14 protein-coding genes are annotated in these 16,161 nt (G+C 71.3%); 4 read left to right on the forward strand and 10 right to left on the reverse strand.

Annotation, left to right across the window (positions count from 1 at the left end; all coding sequences use genetic code 11):
• Nucleotides 1-6 precede the first annotated feature (6 nt).
• Both AMS65_RS20520 and AMS65_RS16260 read right to left on the reverse strand, forming a co-directional pair.
• A complete protein-coding gene (locus tag AMS65_RS20520) occupies nucleotides 7-1,107 on the reverse strand; it encodes a class I SAM-dependent methyltransferase (protein ID WP_306455233.1) in 1,101 nt (366 codons plus the stop codon).
• A gap of 67 nt (nucleotides 1,108-1,174) precedes the next feature.
• Nucleotides 1,175-2,488, reverse strand: a complete 1,314-nt coding sequence (locus AMS65_RS16260) for a hypothetical protein (RefSeq protein ID WP_053385222.1) — start codon at nucleotides 2,486-2,488, stop codon at nucleotides 1,175-1,177.
• Nucleotides 2,489-2,597: 109 nt separating this feature from the next.
• On the opposite strand from AMS65_RS16260, the gene AMS65_RS16265 reads away from it, so the two are divergent.
• On the forward strand, nucleotides 2,598-3,929 hold the full coding sequence (locus AMS65_RS16265; RefSeq protein WP_241489483.1) for an isochorismate synthase: 1,332 nt from the start codon (nucleotides 2,598-2,600) through the stop codon (nucleotides 3,927-3,929).
• Nucleotides 3,930-4,095: 166 nt separating this feature from the next.
• On the opposite strand, the gene AMS65_RS16270 is transcribed toward AMS65_RS16265, so the two are convergent.
• The 3 genes from AMS65_RS16270 to AMS65_RS20415 all read right to left on the reverse strand — a co-directional run bounded on the left by AMS65_RS16270 (nucleotide 4,096) and on the right by AMS65_RS20415 (nucleotide 7,504).
• Nucleotides 4,096-4,968 (reverse strand): PPK2 family polyphosphate kinase, encoded by an 873-nt coding sequence (locus tag AMS65_RS16270; RefSeq protein ID WP_053385223.1) that lies wholly within the window; start codon nucleotides 4,966-4,968, stop codon nucleotides 4,096-4,098.
• Between the two features lie 188 nt (nucleotides 4,969-5,156).
• Nucleotides 5,157-6,950: a 2-succinyl-5-enolpyruvyl-6-hydroxy-3-cyclohexene-1-carboxylic-acid synthase gene (gene menD, locus AMS65_RS16275; protein ID WP_053385224.1), complete on the reverse strand. Its 1,794-nt coding sequence runs from the start codon at nucleotides 6,948-6,950 to the stop codon at nucleotides 5,157-5,159.
• A 29-nt stretch (nucleotides 6,951-6,979) separates the two neighbouring features.
• Nucleotides 6,980-7,504 carry a PLDc N-terminal domain-containing protein gene (locus AMS65_RS20415; protein ID WP_241489484.1) on the reverse strand — a complete coding sequence of 175 codons (525 nt, stop codon included), beginning with the start codon at nucleotides 7,502-7,504 and terminating at the stop codon, nucleotides 6,980-6,982.
• Nucleotides 7,505-7,625: 121 nt separating this feature from the next.
• Here AMS65_RS20415 and AMS65_RS16285 point away from each other — a divergent pair, with 121 nt between their 5' ends.
• A complete protein-coding gene (locus AMS65_RS16285) occupies nucleotides 7,626-8,072 on the forward strand; it encodes a DUF4229 domain-containing protein (protein ID WP_053385225.1) in 447 nt (148 codons plus the stop codon).
• An 82-nt stretch (nucleotides 8,073-8,154) separates the two neighbouring features.
• A complete protein-coding gene (locus AMS65_RS16290) occupies nucleotides 8,155-8,472 on the forward strand; it encodes a helix-turn-helix domain-containing protein (RefSeq protein WP_053385226.1) in 318 nt (105 codons plus the stop codon).
• On the opposite strand, the gene AMS65_RS16295 is transcribed toward AMS65_RS16290, so the two are convergent.
• The 5 genes from AMS65_RS16295 to dnaK form a co-directional block, all read right to left on the reverse strand.
• The gene (locus AMS65_RS16295) at nucleotides 8,469-9,620 is read right to left on the reverse strand and encodes a class I SAM-dependent methyltransferase (RefSeq protein ID WP_053385227.1); all 1,152 of its coding nucleotides are present in this window, start codon (nucleotides 9,618-9,620) and stop codon (nucleotides 8,469-8,471) included. The genes AMS65_RS16290 and AMS65_RS16295 overlap by 4 nt on opposite strands.
• Before the next feature lie 130 nt (nucleotides 9,621-9,750).
• Complete coding sequence (locus AMS65_RS16300) at nucleotides 9,751-10,173, reverse strand: heat shock protein transcriptional repressor HspR (RefSeq protein ID WP_241489485.1); 423 nt, start codon at nucleotides 10,171-10,173, stop codon at nucleotides 9,751-9,753.
• 85 nt (nucleotides 10,174-10,258) lie between these two features.
• Entirely contained in the window at nucleotides 10,259-11,215 is a 957-nt protein-coding gene (locus AMS65_RS16305; protein ID WP_053385228.1) for a DnaJ C-terminal domain-containing protein, read from the reverse strand.
• Nucleotides 11,208-11,897, reverse strand: a complete 690-nt coding sequence (locus AMS65_RS16310; RefSeq protein ID WP_053385229.1) for a nucleotide exchange factor GrpE — start codon at nucleotides 11,895-11,897, stop codon at nucleotides 11,208-11,210. The genes AMS65_RS16305 and AMS65_RS16310 overlap by 8 nt, the downstream gene beginning before the upstream one ends.
• Before the next feature lie 2 nt (nucleotides 11,898-11,899).
• Nucleotides 11,900-13,747 (reverse strand): molecular chaperone DnaK, encoded by a 1,848-nt coding sequence (dnaK, locus tag AMS65_RS16315; protein WP_053385230.1) that lies wholly within the window; start codon nucleotides 13,745-13,747, stop codon nucleotides 11,900-11,902.
• Between the two features lie 295 nt (nucleotides 13,748-14,042).
• Between dnaK and AMS65_RS16320 the strand changes: the two genes are divergently transcribed.
• Nucleotides 14,043-16,157 carry a RecQ family ATP-dependent DNA helicase gene (locus AMS65_RS16320; RefSeq protein WP_053385252.1) on the forward strand — a complete coding sequence of 705 codons (2,115 nt, stop codon included), beginning with the start codon at nucleotides 14,043-14,045 and terminating at the stop codon, nucleotides 16,155-16,157.
• The last annotated feature ends 4 nt before the right edge of the window (nucleotides 16,158-16,161 follow it).

The raw sequence follows: 16,161 nt of genomic DNA on the forward strand, positions 1-16,161 counted from the left end.
GTCGGCTCACTGGGTCTCTCCGGCCTTCGGTTCGGGGCGCTCGGGTGCGCTGGGGTTCGCGGAAGCGACGGGCTTCGCGGCCGGTTTCGCGGCGGCGGGTTTCTTCGCAGCGGGTTTCTTGGCGGCAGGCGCCTTCGCGGCAGGAGCCTTGGTCGTGGGCTTCGTCGTCGTGGGCGCGTTCGTGGCGGGCTTCTTCGCCGCGGGTGCGGGCTTCTTCGCTGCGGGCCTCTTCGTCGCTGTCGCGGGCGCCTTCGCAGCCGCAGGCTTCTTCGGCGCAGGGGCGGGCTTCTTCGTCGCGGGGGCGGGCTTCTTCGCCGCCGCCGGCGCATCGGCGGTCGCAGGCTTCGCCGCGGGGGCCGCCGTCGCGACGGGCTCAGGCGCCGCGGGCTGCTTCGGCTCGTGGCGCACGAAGCCGCGGTGCAGCGCGACGATGCCGAGGGTCAGGTTGCGGTAGGCGACGCGCTCGAAGCCCGCCTCGCGCATCCAGGCTCCGAGCTCGTCCTGATCCGGCCAGGCCTCGATCGACTCGTTGAGGTAGCGGTAGGCCTCCGCCGCCTCGCGGTTGATCAGGCCTGCGATGCGGGGCAGCACGTGCCGTCCGTAGAACGCGTAGGGCCCGCGCACGAGCGGGGACGGCGGCGTGGAGAACTCCGCGATCACCACCCGGCCGCCGGGCTTCACCACCCGGCGCATCTCGGCGAGCGCCTTGCGGGGGTCGTTCACGTTGCGCAGCCCGTAGGAGATCGTTGCGGCGTCGAAGCTGTCGTCGTCGAAGGGCAGAGCCGTCGCGTCCGCCCACACGAACTCGATGAGCTCGTTGCCCGCGTGGCGCCTGCGCCCCTCCTCGAGCATCCCCTTCGAGAAATCCGCGGCGACCACCTGAGCGCCGTGCGCGGCGAGCGCCGCCGAAGAGGTGCCGGTTCCGGCCGCCAGATCGAGGATCCGCATGCCCTTGCGCGGACCGATGGCCCGCGTGGTGGCGATGCGCCAGAGGCGATCGTTGCCCACGGTCAGCACGTCGTTGATGAGATCGTAACGAGGGGACACCTCGTCGAACATCGCGGAGACGTCGGCGGCGTGCTTGGTCGCGGTATCGGCTCGAGTCACCCCTCCATGTTAGTCCGTCGGGCTGATCCGGAGCTGGCGGACGGTCGCCGCGACGCCGCGCGATCCCTCACGAGTCCCAGATCGGACCGAAAGCCGGGATGCCGCGGCGCTCGAACTCGCGGACGAGACGGGAGGTGACCGGCTGGTTCGCGACGCAGATGACCGCGTCGGCTCCGGAGGCGAGGTATGCCTCGTAGGCGAGCGCGACCACGTCGGGCTTGCCCCGCTCGTGCGTGTTCCAGATCACGGCCTCGGGTTGCGCCGCGGTCACCTCGTCGACGAGGCCGTCGCCGTAGGTGGCACGCGGGGTCTTGGTGACCCACACCAGCCTGGAGCCCTGCGTGTCGGTGAGCAGATGCCCGAGCGCCGGCCCGATGCCGCTCCCGGTGGTCACGTACAGCACCCTGCGGAAGAGCCGCTTCGCGTTGGCGACGCCGACCGTGGGGATGCCCCTGACCCACACGTGCGTCGGGGGTTCGTCGATGAATCGCGAGGTCCACTCGCCGGCGCGCGAGACGACCATGCGGTACCCCGACTCCCCCGGCGCTGCCGGCACGCAGGCGAAAGGGTGCCAGCCGAACAGGGGGTGCCTGCTGATCGCGCGCGTGGTCCCCACCGGAGGGGTGTAGCCGTAGTCCAGCCGCACGATCGCGGCGTGATCCGATGGCCGCTCCACCGTCACCGCCACGCGTCGCAGCAGCAGCCACGGCCACAGCGCCAGAGCGGTCGAGACCACGAGCATCCAGAAGATCGGCGAGGTCAGCAGCGCCTCGCCGAACCCGCGCAGCGGGGTCTGCAGCTGAGCGAGCACGAGGGCGTTGATCCACGCGAGCACCAGCACCGACCAGGTGCCGAAGCGGTGCGACGCCTCGAAGAGATCGTGGTGGCGGCTCCGGATCCTCGGAGCCGCCAACACGCAGGTGGTGAGGAGCACGAGGGTGATCAGCAGCGCCAGAAGGACCGACACGTCGTCGTATCCCGGTTCGCCGTCCGCCCAGGCCGGTGCGAGCAGCACGAAGTACACGATGTACCAGGCGGTTCCGGCCATCGCACCGCCGACGTGCAGGCCGCCCACGTGGTAGTACTGCGCCAGCCGCCAGCGCAGCCGCAGCGGCCAGCTGGTGGGCGCCCGGGTCGCCAGCCAGGAGATGAGATTCACGGCCCAGTGCTGGCGCGGCAGTATCGCGAAGAGCAGGTTGAGCTGCGAGATCGCCGCGATGATCTGCAGGCTGTGCGCGTGCGGCTGCCACCATCCGGCTGCGGCGCCCCACACGAAGATCGCGCTGTTGACGACGAGCACCGCGACGAGCAGCGTCGCGTACAGCATGACTCGCGCACGACCCCGCGGTTGCGCATCGATGGCGTTCGGCTGATCGTTCACGCTACCTCCCTGATCCTCATCCAAAATATGAGAATGAATGCAATAGTGCAACAAGTATATGCATCGGCCGCTGAGGTGTTCCCCCGGCGAGGACGGTAGATTGGTACGAGTGACCACTGATCGCGGAGTGCCCCGGCTGCGCGCGACCACGAGAGCGCTCACCGCAACGCCCGATCTCGTGTCGCTCGCCGACCCGCAGCACCCCCTGCTGTGGCTCCGCGACGACCGCGGCTGCGTGGGCATCGGCGAGACGCTGCGTCTGAGCTTCAGCGGACCGACCCGGTTCCAGGATGCCGCGGAGCACTGGCGGCGGATCGCGGCGGCGGCCGAGATCGACGACCCGGTTCGGCTGCCCGGCACCGGTCTCGTCGCGCTCGGCACCTTCGCCTTCGCGGATCGCAGCGCCTCCGAGAGCGCGCTCATCGTGCCCCGCCTCCTCGTCGCGCGGCACCGCACGACCTGGTGGATCACCGAGATCTCCCTCGCCGACGACACCGCGGCGAGCGCGCCGACCCTCCCCGAGGCCGGCTCCCCGGGGACCTGGGGCGGCACCGCCTTCACCGAGCTGCCCGTCGCGAGCGACGACGAGAGTCCGTCGGCTCCGCATTCGGGCACCGCCGCGAGCGACGGAACCGTCGACGCGTACCTGAACGGGGTGCGCGAGGCCGGGCGCCGCATCTCGCAGGGCGAGGCCGAGAAGATCGTGCTCGCGCGCCAGATCACAGGCACGGTTCCCGCCGATGCCGACCTGCGGGTCCCCCTGCGGCGGCTCGCCGAGCGCTACCTCGATTGCTGGACCTTCGCGGTCGACGGGCTCGTCGGCGCGAGCCCCGAGACGCTCATCCGCTCCACCGGCGGCGCCGTCTCCGCGCGCGTGCTCGCCGGCACGCGCGGGCGCCACCCCGAGGACGCCAAGCGCGACGCGCGCGCCAGGGACGAACTGCTCACGAGCGCCAAGGAGCAGCACGAGCACGCCTTCGCGGTGCAGAGCGTGGTGACCGCGCTCTCCCCGTACGTGAGCGAGCTGCGCACCAGCGAGGAGCCGTTCACGCTCCAGCTGCCCAACGTGTGGCACCTGGCCACCGACCTGGGGGCGAGCCTCGGCGATCGCAGCTCGGCGCTGGAGCTCGTGGGCGCGCTGCACCCCACCGCAGCGGTCGCGGGGACCCCGACCTCGGCCGCGGTCGCCGCGATCGACGAGCTCGAGCCGTTCGACCGCGGGCGCTACTCGGGCGCCGTGGGCTGGATCGATGCCGCCGGCGACGGCGAGTGGGTCATCGCGCTGCGCTGCGCCCAGGTCGGCCCGGCGGATCCCGCGACCCGGGAACGCCCCGTGGTGGCGAGCGCCGGCGGCGGGATCGTGGCTGGATCGGATCCTGCGCACGAGCTCGGCGAGACCGTTTCCAAGCTGCGCCCCATCACCGAGGCCTTCGCGCCGTAGGCGCCTCCGGGGTTTCGACTCGTCGCTGCGCTCCTCGCTCGACCGGCGGGATACCGCAGCCGCCGGTCGAGCGAGCACGGATCGTTCGAGAGCAAACGCGTCAGCGTTTGTGCGCGATCCGTGGTGGCACTGCTGCGCCAGCCGAGTCGAAACCCGGCGAGCCGGATCACTCCGGCCAACGCATCTCGAGCGTGCCCTCGACGCGGGCCCGCTCCGCGGCGACATCGAAGTCGGGCTCCGGCCACCGCGGGTTCATGCGCTGCAGCTCGGAGATGACGATCCGCTGCACCGCCGCCCGCGCGTACCACTTGGCGTTCGCGGGCACCACGAACCAGGGCGCGTGATCGGCGGCCGTGCGCTCGATGGCGATCTGGAAGGCCTCCATGTAGGCCGCCCAGTGCTGCCGCTCGTCGACGTCGCCCGTGTTGTACTTCCAGTGCTTCTCGGGGTCGTCGAGCCGGGCGAGCAGGCGCTCCGCCTGCTCCTCGGGTGAGATGTGCAGCATGATCTTCACCACACGCACCCCGTCGTCGGAGATGCGGCGTTCGAAGTCGGCGATCGCCCCGTAGCGGCGTTCGATCTCCTCGGGCGGGGCGAAACCGCGCACGCGCTGGATCAGCACGTCCTCGTAGTGCGAGCGGTCGAACAGCCCGATGACACCCGGGCCCGGCACGCGCGGCTCGACGCGCCAGAGGAAGTCGTGCGCGCGCTCCTCCTCCGTGGGGGATTTGAAGGCCGTGAGCGCGAGGCCGTAGGGCTCCAGCAACGAGAACACGTGGTTGACGATCCCGCCCTTGCCCGCGGCATCCATGGCCTGCAGCACGACGAGCAGCCGCTCCTTCGCGCCGAGCCTGCTCTGCGCGAAGAGCTTCTCCTGCAGTCCGCGCAGCTGCTGCGCGGACTGCGCCAGCTCCGCCACGCCCGCGCGCTTCCCGCCGTCGATGCCGGGCGTCGCGGCCGGATCCACATCCCGCAACCGGAAACCCGGTCCGACGCGCAGCAGCTCCGCCACATCCCCGGTCCAGAACTCTCGCGCCATGCCGCCTCCTCCGCTCGGATGACTCCCACTGTAGAGCCACCGATGCCGGGTTTCGACTCCGGCCTCCGGCCTCCGTTCAACCGGCGGGCCGGTCATCCTCTGGTTGAGCGGAGCGCGCAGCGCGGAGTCGAAACCGGGATCCCACGGGGTTTCGACTCGCGTCCGGTTCGCTCGACCAACGGGCCGGGTCAGCGGCTCAGCGGAACCTCGACGAGCGTCGGACCGCCGACCGGCTCGGTGAGCAGGCTCTCGAGCTCGCCGCGGGTCTCGACACGTCGGTACGCCCAGCCGTAGGCCTCGGCGAGCGCCTCGAGGCGCGCCCGCTGCGGCGTGTACATCACGCGGTCGTAGGCCGCCTGCTCGGCCGATCCCGCCACCTCGAGCCCGTCGAAGATGGTGCCGCCGCCGTCGTTGCCGACGAAGAGCTGGATGCGGGGGCGGTCCTCGCCCTCGGGCAGCAGCAGGGATCCGGCGTCGTGCAGCAGCGCCAGGTCGCCCATGAGCACGCGCGTCGAGCCCGCGGCCCTGGCCGGATCGTCGCTCGCCTGGCTCGTCACCGCCACCCCGAGCGCGGTCGCCACCGTGCCGTCGATACCCGCGAGTCCGCGGTTCGCTCGGACCTCCAGCTTGCGGGCCGGCGCGAGTCCGTCGAGCACCCGCACCAGCCGGGAGGCCGCGAGCACCAGGCGGTCGTGCGGCCAGGTCGCGCGCCAGACGCTCTCCACCAGCAGCTCGCGCGAGACCGGCTCGCGCATCACGGCGACCTCGGCCCGCGCATAGGCGCTGCGCTCCTTGTACCCGGTCGCGAGAGCGGCGTCGAGGTCTGGCTCGTGCACGGTGCTGCGCTCCCGCAGCAGTTCGCGATCCGCGAGCACCCACGTCCCCAGCCAGCGGCGCAGCGCACGCGGGTCGTGATCCTCGGCCACCCGCGCCGCACGCACCACACGCGCGTTGCGGCCCGGGTCGAAGTGCTCGGCGTCGCCGTACGGATCGACCACGACCACGTCGACGTCCTCGCGCCGCAGCAGCGCCGGGACCTGTCGTGTGAGTGTGGGGTGCCCGAATACGATGGCCTGCTCGGCAAGACCGCCGATGACCGGATCGTCGATCAGCGTGGCGTACGCCGCGATCGTCTCGCGCCCGTAGCGCGAGCCGCTGACCGCCTCGGCGAGCAGCGGCAGACCCGCGGCGTGCGCGAAGGCCTCCGCCTCCGGCCCGGCGCCCTCGCCGGCCACCACCACGGCGAGCGCATCGCCGCGGTGCGTGTAGGTCTCCTCGTCCGCGAATCCGAGGTGCGTGAGATACCCCCTGGCGCCCGCGTGCACTCGCGGATCGCCGAGACCCCCGGTCTCCGACTCGCGCAGCTGCCCGGCCTCGACCGCCGCAGCCTCGAAGCCGCGCGCGATCATCTCGTCGAAGCCCGCGGTGCCTGAGAGCGGCTCGCGGAACGCGAGATTGAGGTGCACGGGACCCGGAGCGGCCTCGCCGAGGAAGCCGGTGGCGGCGGAGAGCGCCTCGTCGGCGAGCGCGCTCGGTTCCCGATCCCGGCCCCTGAGAAGATCCCCGTCCTGCCCGAACTCGGGCGCGGCGACATCGCGCGCGAGGCGGGTGATCCCGGCGAAGATCCCCGTCTGCCGGGTCGTCTGGTTGCTGCGGATCCCCCGCAGCTCGGCCGGCCGGTCCGCGGTCAGCAGCAGCAGCGGCACCCGCCCCTCGTGCGCCTCGAGCACCGCCGGCATCAGGTTGGCGACGGCCGTACCGCTCGTCACGATGACGGGCGCGGGGACGCCCGTTTCACGTGCAACCCCGAGCGCGAAGAACGCCGCCGAGCGCTCATCGAGCCGCACATGCAGCCGGATCGCCCCCGCGCGCTCCGCCGAGGCCGCGGCCAGCGCGAGCGCCTGCGAGCGCGAGCCCGGGCACAGCACCACGTCCTCCACGCCGCGGCGGATGAGCTCGGCCAGCAGTTCGACCGCGAACATCGAAGACGGCGCGGGGTGCGGCGTCGCGCTCACTTCTGCGCCGCGTCGCCGTCTGGACGCGCGTCGCTGCCGTTGGCGGACTCGTCGCCGGACTCGTCGGCGTCGCCGGACGGCTCCGCCGCGTCGCCCGGATCCCGGGGCGGCTCCTGCGCATCGAATCCGAGCGGGCTCGCCGGCTCCTCACGCGGCGCCTCCGGAGCTTCTCCGGGAGCGGGGCTCTGCTGCCCCTCGCCCGGAAACGTCTCGTTGTCGAGCTCGCGCAGCCGCTCCTCGAGATCGCGCATGTGCGCGTCGAGATCCTCGTTCGAGAGGTGCGTCCCGGTGAAGCGCGGGTCGTCGTCCGGCGCACGGCGCGGTGCGGCCGACGACTTCGCTCCCTTGCCGATGAAGAACCACAGCACGCCGCCGATGACCGGCAGCAGCACGACGATCACGACCCACATGGGCTTGCTCACGCCGCGCGCACGCGATGCATCGGTCATCGCCGCGTCGACCAGAGCGTACAGCGTGAAGGCCACTGCGACGACGATCCCGATAATCACGAATCGCACCATAGGTCCATGCTACCGGCCCTGTCTGGTCGCCTCCTGGCTGCCTCCCTCCGCCGCCGGTCGCACGGGGCCGGGGACGCGGCCGGACGGTTTCGCCTCAGGTGCCGCGGGTAGACTCGGCCCCGTGAAGAACCCCCGCTCCGCCTGGATCACCTACACCGTGCTGCGCCTGCTCTTCTTCGCGGTGCCGTTCGCGCTCGTCTACATGCTCGGGCTCTCGCTGCGGTTCTCGCTCATGCTCTCCGCCGTGGTCGCCACGGTCTTCGCCGCTCTGATCAGCGTCTCCCTCTCGCTGCTGCTGCTCTCGAAGCCGCGCGAGGTGGCGTCCGAGAGCATCTATGAGTGGCGCCACCGCGACCGCACCGCCGATGACATCGCGGAGGACGAGGCCATCGCCGCCGCGGAGGGCGTCGGTCGAGCCGGCGACACCGAGCCGGTGGACCGGAGCGAGCCGCTCGAAGAGGTCGAGCCGAGCGAGCCGGTCGAGTCGGTCGAACACCCGGAGCAGGCGGCCTCGAACGCCGACGAGGCCCAGCCCCGGGAGCGCGAGAAGGATCCCACGCAGCACTGATCAGGACCGAGACGCACTGGCTGTTTTCAGCCAGTGCGTTTGCTTGCTGGTACTCCACCTCCGAGGCGAGCACGCTAGTTCGGTGCCCAAGATCCACTCCGCCGCCGCGCTCCAGATCGGTCAGCGCGTGCGCGCGGTCCGGCAGAGACTCGGGATCTCGCTCGAGGATCTCGGCGAGCTGTCCGAGATCAGCTGGACGAGCATCGGCAAGATCGAGCGCGGCGCATCGAGCCCCACTGCGGAGACCCTGATCCGGCTCGCGACCGCACTCGAGGTCGATCCGGGCAGCTTCCTGAGCGGCATCACCTCGGACGACTACGGCCGGCGCCTGCATCAACTCTCGGCCCGGGATCTCATCAAGGCGCGGGCGGAGCAGGACCAGCAGCGCCGCGAGGGTTAACCCCCGGATCGCGTCGCCGACAGCACCGTGAAGGTGCGGTCGCGGGCGATCTGACGACTCGGACCGATCTCGCGCTCGACAAGCGGGCGGTAATGCAAATGCGAGTTGAAGACGATGCGGAGCTCGCCCCCGGGCGCGAGCGCCCTCCGGCAGGCCCGGATGAGACGATGCGCCACCCCGGCGTGCACGGCCGCCCCGCTGTGGAAGGGCGGGTTGAGCAGGATCAGCTCGGCCCAGCCGTCGGGCACCGCCTCCAGGGCGTCGGCGCGGTGGATCTCGATGCGGTCGGCCACCCCGGCGGCTTGCGCCGTGAGCCGGGTCGCCGCCACCGCCGCCGCGGACTGATCGGTCGCGATGACCGTCGCGGCGGGGCGGGCGAGCGCCGCCGCGACGGCGAGCACCCCGTTGCCGCAGCCGAGATCCACGATCCGGTGCGCCTCGGGCGCCGCGTCGGCGAGATCCGCGAGCAGCAGCCGGCTGCCGTGATCGAGCGTCGCGCCCCCGAACGTCGCACCGAAGGCCGCGACGCGGAAGGGGAGGTCGGGATCGGCGCCCCAGCGCGGGAACGGCGCGGGTCCCGGATCCCGTGCACCGCGCGCGAGGAGCACACGGGACTTGCGCCACCCGAGTCCGGCCGAGACCTCGGCGAAGTACCGGCCGAGCACCTCGTTCATGGCCCGGGTCATGTGCTTCACCCGGCCGCCCGCGTAGACGCGCACGTCGGGCGCGGCCCAGCGCGCGATCGACCACGCGATCTCGTCGAGCGCGTCGAGTCCGCGCGGCAGCTGCAGCAGCACGATCCGGGCGCCGTCGAGCAGCGAGGCGTCGAGGCCGTGAGAGAGAGACGCGTCAGCGAGCCCGAGACGCTCGGCGTTACGCACCAGCGCCCGCTCGCCCAGCAGCGGGTCCTGATGTGTGCGGATCCCCCGCGCACCGAGCACCGCGGCCGCGCCGAGCGTGAGCGCCCCGTGCCGGTCGCCGATCACCATGAGCTCTCCGTCGCCCGACTCGCGCACGTCGTCGGCGGCCGTCGTGAGGATCAGCTCGTCCGCCGCATCGTAGGCCTGCAGCTCGGGTGCATCGAAGTCCGGCTCGCGCGACAGCTCCGCGAAGAGCTCGGGGAAACCGAAGTTCTCGGAAGCGCTCATCCCACACAGGGTAGCGGCGCAGGGCGGAGATTCGCGAAGCGGTCGTTGGTCGGGTCTGGCAGCGGCCAGTGCGGAGCACCGGGCGCCGGAGACGACCGCCTGCGAATCTCCGCCCCGCGCCGCGAAACCCCTACGGCTTCCAAACGACCACTTCGGCGTTGCGGCGCACGCGAGTGCCGCGCCGCAGCGTGATCACCTCGCCGCCGGCGGATCCCGCCGCGAACACGCGCCGCTCGGGGCGCTGCAGGCGCTCCTCCGCGAGGGCGTGCTCGAGATCGCGCACGCGGCCCTCGAGTTCGCGCACGCGGTCCTCGAGCTGCAGCACCCGCCGGATCCCCTCGAGGCTGAGCCCCTCGGCCGACAGCCGCGCCACCTCGCGCAGGCGCGCGACGTCGTGCAGGGAGTAGCGGCGGGTATTGCCGCGGGTGCGCTGCGGGGACACGAGCCCGATGCGGTCGTACTGCCGCAGCGTCTGCGGATGCATCTCGGCGAGCTCCGCCGCCGCCGCGATCGCGAAGACGGGCGTGTAGCGATCCATCTGGGGAGTCGCCATGAGATGTCCTTTCATCTGGTTTCCCGCGAGGGGATCCCGGCTCGCTCCGCCCGCTCGATCAGCGTTCGAAGCGAGCCGGAGCCCGCTAGCCGCGGGATCTCGCGAGCAGATCCTCGCGGGGATTCTCCTGCGGTTCGACATCGCGGAACGCCTCGAGCGCCTCGCGAGCCTGGTCGGAGAGGTGCGACGGTACGACCACCTGCACCTCGGCGAGCAGATCACCGGTGCCCTTGGAGCTCTTCACTCCGCGGCCCTTGACGCGCAGCACGCGACCGCTCGGCGTGCCGGGCTGCACCTTCAGCTTGACCGGTGCGCCCTCGAGGGTCGGCACCTCGACCGTGGCCCCCAGCGCCGCCTCCGAGAACGTCACCGGCAGCTTGAGACGCAGGTTCTGGCCGTCGCGCTCGAACACCGGATGCTTGCGCACGCTCACCGTGAGGATGATGTCGCCGGCCGGTCCGCCGTTCGGGCTCGGTTCGCCCTTGCCGCGCACCTTGATCTTCTGGCCGTCGGAGACGCCCGCGGGGATCTTCACCTTCACCGGCCCGTTCGGGGCCTGCAGCGTCACGGTGTCGCCGCGCACCGCCGTCTCGAAGTCCAGGGTCGTCGACGCCTGGATGTCGCGGCCCGGCTGGGGTCCGCGCGGCGCACCGCCGCCGAACATGTTGAAGATGTCCTCGAAGCCCTGACCGCCGCTCTGCTGGTAGCTGAAGTGGGATCCGCCCCGGCCCCCGCCGAACATGCCGCCGAAGACGTCCTCGAAGCCCTGGCCGCCCCCGCCGCCCGCGGTGAAGCGGGCGCCGCCCGCGCCCATGGCGCGGATCTGGTCGTACTCGGCGCGCTGCTCGGCGTCCGAGAGCACCGAGTAGGCCTCGCTGATCTCCTTGAACTTCGCCTCGGCCGCGGCATCGCCCGGGTTCGAATCCGGGTGATACTTGCGGGCGAGCTTGCGATAGGTCTTCTTCAGTTCAGCATCGCTCGCGTCCTTGGAGACGCCGAGGATCTGATAGAAATCCTTCTCGAGCCAATCCTGACTAGCCATCTGCCCCCACCGCCACCGCTACCTTGGCGGGGCGCAGCTCGACATCTCCGAGCCGGTACCCCCGCTCGATCACGTCCAGGACCGTCTGCTGCTCGGTGCCCGGCACGGGCACCTGCGCGATCGCCTCGTGCAGCTGCGGGTCGAAGGGCTCGCCCTTCTCGCCGAAGCTCTCGAGACCGAAGCGATCCATGATGCCGCGGATCTTCTGCCCGATCGTCGCGAACGCGGATCCCTCGGGGAGATCCCCGTGCTGCTCGGCGCGATCGAGGTCGTCGAGCACCGTGAGCAGCGGCGTCACGGCCGCGGCGACGGCGCGCTGCTTCTCGCGCTCGGCGTTGGCCTCCGTGCGCTTGCGGTAGTTCGCGTACTCCGCCGACAGACGGCGCAGATCCTCGAGATACGGGTTCTCGGCGTCGGCGGCCCGCTCGTCGGCCCCGTTCGCGCTCTGCGCCGCGGCGTCCGTGTTCTGCGCTGCGTCCAGGATGTCGTCGACGGTCAGATCATCCTCCGATGCGTCCCCCTGCTCGGCTGGTGAGCCGAACGGCCCGGACGAAGAAACGCGTTGCGCTTCTTCCTGAGTCCGGCCCGCAGGGCCGGAGGCATCGTCTGCCCCCGACCCCGCCGTAGGAACGTCGTCGCGATCGGGATCGTCACCCGGCGTGCGCTGTTCCTTGTCGACCATCGTTACTTCTGCTCCTCATCGTCCTCGACGACTTCGGCATCCACCACGTCGTCGTCGTTCGACTGGTCATCGGCGTCGGCCGCGGGCGCCTCGGCCTGAGCCGCGGCGTAGATCGCCTCGCCGAGCTTGGTCTGGCTCTGGCCCAGCTTGTCGGACGCGGTCTTCACGGCCTCGTCGTCATCGCCGGCGAGCGCCTGCTTCAGCTCGTCCAGGTCGCCCTGCACCTCGGTCTTCACGTCCTCGGGCAGCTTGTCCTCGTTCTCGCTGATGAGCTTCTCCACCGAGTACGCGAGCTGCTCGGCGTTGTTGCGCTGCTCGGCCGACTCGCGGCGCTTCTTGTCCTCGGCCGCGTGCTCCTCGGCCTCGCGCACCATGCGCTCGATGTCCTCCTTGGAGAGCGTCGAGCCGCCGGAGATGGTGATGGTCTGCTCCTTGCCGGTGCCCTTGTCCTTCGCCGACACCTGCACGATGCCGTTGGCGTCGATGTCGAAGGTGACCTCGATCTGCGGCACACCGCGGGGGGCCGGGGCGATGCCCGTCAGCTCGAAGGTGCCCAGGTTCTTGTTGTCGCGGGTGAACTCGCGCTCGCCCTGGAACACCTGGATGGCCACCGACGGCTGATTGTCCTCGGCGGTGGTGAAGGTCTCGCTGCGCTTGGTCGGGATGGCGGTGTTGCGATCGATGAGCTTCGTCATGATGCCGCCCTTGGTCTCGATGCCGAGCGAGAGCGGGGTGACGTCGATCAGCAGCACGTCCTTGCGCTCGCCCTTCAGCACACCGGCCTGCAGAGCGGCGCCGACCGCCACGACCTCGTCGGGGTTGACGCTCTTGTTGGGCTCCTTGCCCCCGGTGAGCTTCTTGACGAGCTCGGTGACGGCGGGCATGCGGGTCGAGCCGCCGACCAGCACGACGTGCGCGATGTCCGAGACCTTGACGCCGGCCTCCTTGATCACGTCTTCGAACGGCTTGCGCGTGCGCTCGAGCAGGTCCTTGGTCAGCTCTTCGAACTTGGCGCGGGTGAGCGTCTCGTCGAGGTTGGCGGGGCCGTTCTCGGTGAGCGAGAGGTAGGGCAGCTGGATCTGGGTGCTCATCGAGTTCGAGAGCTCCTTCTTGGCCTGCTCGGCGGCCTCCTTGAGGCGCTGCAGGGCGATCTTGTCCTTCGCGACGTCGACGCCGGTCGACGACTTGAACTGAGTGATGAGCCAGTCGACGATGCGCTGATCCCAGTCGTCGCCGCCGAGACGGTTGTCGCCCGCGGTCGAGCGCACCTGGATCGTCGAGAAGTCGTCGTCCTTGCCCACCTCGAGCAGCGAGACGTCGAAGGTGCCGCCGCCGAGGTCGAAGACGAGGATGAGCTCGTCCTCCTTGCCCTTGTCGAGACCGTAGGCGAGCGCGGCCGCGGTGGGCTCGTTGATGATGCGGAGCACGTTGAGGCCCGCGATCTCGCCGGCCTCCTTGGTGGCCTGGCGCTCGGCGTCGTTGAAGTACGCGGGAACGGTGATGACCGCGTCGGTCACCTTGTCACCCAGGTAGGTCTCGGCGTCGCGCTTCAGCTTCATGAGCGTGCGCGCGCTGATCTCCTGCGCGGTGTAGCGCTTGCCGTCGATCTCATCGCTCTTCCAGTCGGTGCCCACGTGGCGCTTGACCGAGGCGATCGTGCGGTCGACGTTGGTCACCGCCTGGCGCTTCGCGGTCTCGCCGACGAGCACCTCGCCGTCCTTGGTGAAAGCGACGATCGAGGGGGTGGTGCGGAACCCTTCCGCGTTCGCGATGACGGTGGGCTCCCCGCCCTCGAGGACGGCGACGACCGAGTTGGTGGTGCCGAGGTCGATGCCTACTGCACGTGACATGTGTTCTCCTTCTGCGATTCCGGATCGAGGCGGCGAGCGCCCCCTTGGCGTATTCGCTCAGAAGCGCGACGGAGTACCCGCCGCGGCCTTGAGCCTGATGCACTCAAGTTTAGTTGACGAGGGGGCCAAGTCAAGTCCGCGCCTCAAAACTTGAGTCATATTCACTCAACTTTCAGAAACGGCATATCGCCGCGCGAGGCCCCGACTCGATTCCGGGAGCGCGGGGCGCGGCCCGGGATCCCGGACGCCCGCCGGGCGGGCGTCGATGTCGGCGGCGCCTGGCATCATCGGAACCATGCAACCGAGCGAGCACTCCACCCGAGCCGAGGCCGTCGACGTGCTGCGCCGGCTCACGGGCCGTCACGACGCCGACTTCCACCCCGGGCAGTTCGAGGCCATCACCGCGCTCGTCGACGAGCACCGCCGTGCACTCGTGGTGCAGCGCACCGGCTGGGGCAAGTCCGCCGTCTACTTCGTCGCCACCGCGCTCTTGCGGGCCAGAGGATCGGGGCCCACCCTGCTCGTCTCCCCGCTGCTCGCCCTCATGCGCGATCAGGTCTCGGCCGCCGAGCGCGCGGGCGTGCGCGCCGCGGCCATCAACTCGGCGACGGCCGACGAGTGGCAGGAGATCGAGAACCGGCTCGACGCCGATGACATCGACGTGCTGCTCGTCTCCCCGGAGCGCCTCAACAATCCGCGGTTCCGCGAGACCCGGCTCCCCCAGCTGCTCGCACGCATGGGCCTGCTCGTCATCGATGAGGCGCACTGCATCTCGGACTGGGGGCACGACTTCCGCCCCGACTACCGGCGTATCGCCGCGCTCCTCGCCGGACTCGACCGCCGCATTCCCGTGCTCGCCACCACCGCCACCGCCAACGCGCGCGTCGTGAGCGATGTCGTCGATCAGCTCGGCGAGGACGTGCTGACGCTGCGGGGCACGCTCTCCCGCGAGTCCCTGCGGCTCGGCTGCCTGCGGCTCCCGTCGGCGCGGGATCGCCTGGCCTGGCTCGCAGCCCACTTCGACGGGCTGCCGGGCAGCGGCATCGTCTACGCGCTCACCGTCTCGGCGGCGGAGGACACGGCGCAGCTGCTGCGGGAGGCCGGCTACCCGGTGGCCTCCTACACCGGGCGCACCGATCCGGAGGAACGGGAACGGCTCGAGGCCGCGCTCAAGGCCAACGAGGTGAAGGCGCTCGTCGCGACCAGCGCGCTCGGGATGGGCTTCGACAAGCCCGATCTCGGGTTCGTGCTGCACCTCGGCGCACCGTCCTCTCCGGTGGCCTACTACCAGCAGGTCGGCCGCGCGGGCCGCGGCACCTCGCACGCCGACGTGCTGCTGCTGCCGGGCCCGGAGGACGAGGCGGTCTGGCGCTACTTCGCGACGGCGTCCATGCCCGATCCCGAGCGCGCCGCCGCCGTCATCGCGACGCTCGACGCCGCGGGAGAGGCACCGCTCTCGACTCCCGCCATCGAGGCGCGTGTCGATATCAAGCGCACCCCGCTCGAGCTGCTGCTGAAGGTGCTCGACGTCGACGGCGCCGTGCGGCGGGTGGGCGGCGGGTGGCTCTCGACCGGCCTCCCCTGGAACTACGACGCGGAGCGGTACGGACGGATCGCCGCAGCCCGGGAGGCTGAGCAGCGGGCGATGCTCGACTACGAGCGCGGCGAGCGGTGCCGCATGGAACTGCTCCAGATGCAGCTCGACGACCCGACCGCCGCCCCCTGCGGCAGATGCGACGTGTGCGCCGGCCCCTGGTACCCGAACGACGTGCCCGCGGCGGCGGCCGAACAGGCGACCGCGCGCCTGCAGCGCACGGGCGTGCCGATCGAGCCGCGAGCCCAGTGGCCCACCGGGGCGGATCGCCGCGGCCTCCCCGTGAAGGGCCGCATCGCCCCCGCCGAGCGCCCGCTCGAGGGTCGCGCGGTCGCGCGCCTCACCGACCTCGGCTGGGGCGGTCCGCTGCGCGAGCTCTTCACCGCCGGTGCCGTCGACCGCGAGATCGACGAGCGGTTCATGGAGGGCGTGCTCACGACACTGCGCGACTGGCCGTGGGAGCAGCGCCCCGTCGGGGTCATCGCGATGCCGTCGCTCACGCGTCCGCTCCTCGTGTCGAGCACCGCCGCGGAGATCGCCCGTCGCGGCCGGCTGCCGCTGCTGGGCTCGCTCGACGTGGACCCCTCGGTGCCGGTCGCCGGACCGGGAGGCAACAGCGCGTTCCGACTGTCGTCGGTGTGGCACCGCTTCAGCGTCTCTCCCGAGCTCGCGTCCGCGGTGACGCACGCGCAGGGCCCGCTGCTGCTCGTCGACGACCTCGTCGACAGCCGCTGGACCTTCACGGTCGCGGCCCGGGCGCTCCGCTCCGCCGGAGCAGACGACGTGCTCCCCTTCGCGCTGGCGGCGATCGGATGACGAG

The sequence above is a fragment of the Leucobacter celer subsp. astrifaciens genome (assembly GCF_001273835.1).
GTDB lineage: Bacteria > Actinomycetota > Actinomycetes > Actinomycetales > Microbacteriaceae > Leucobacter > Leucobacter celer.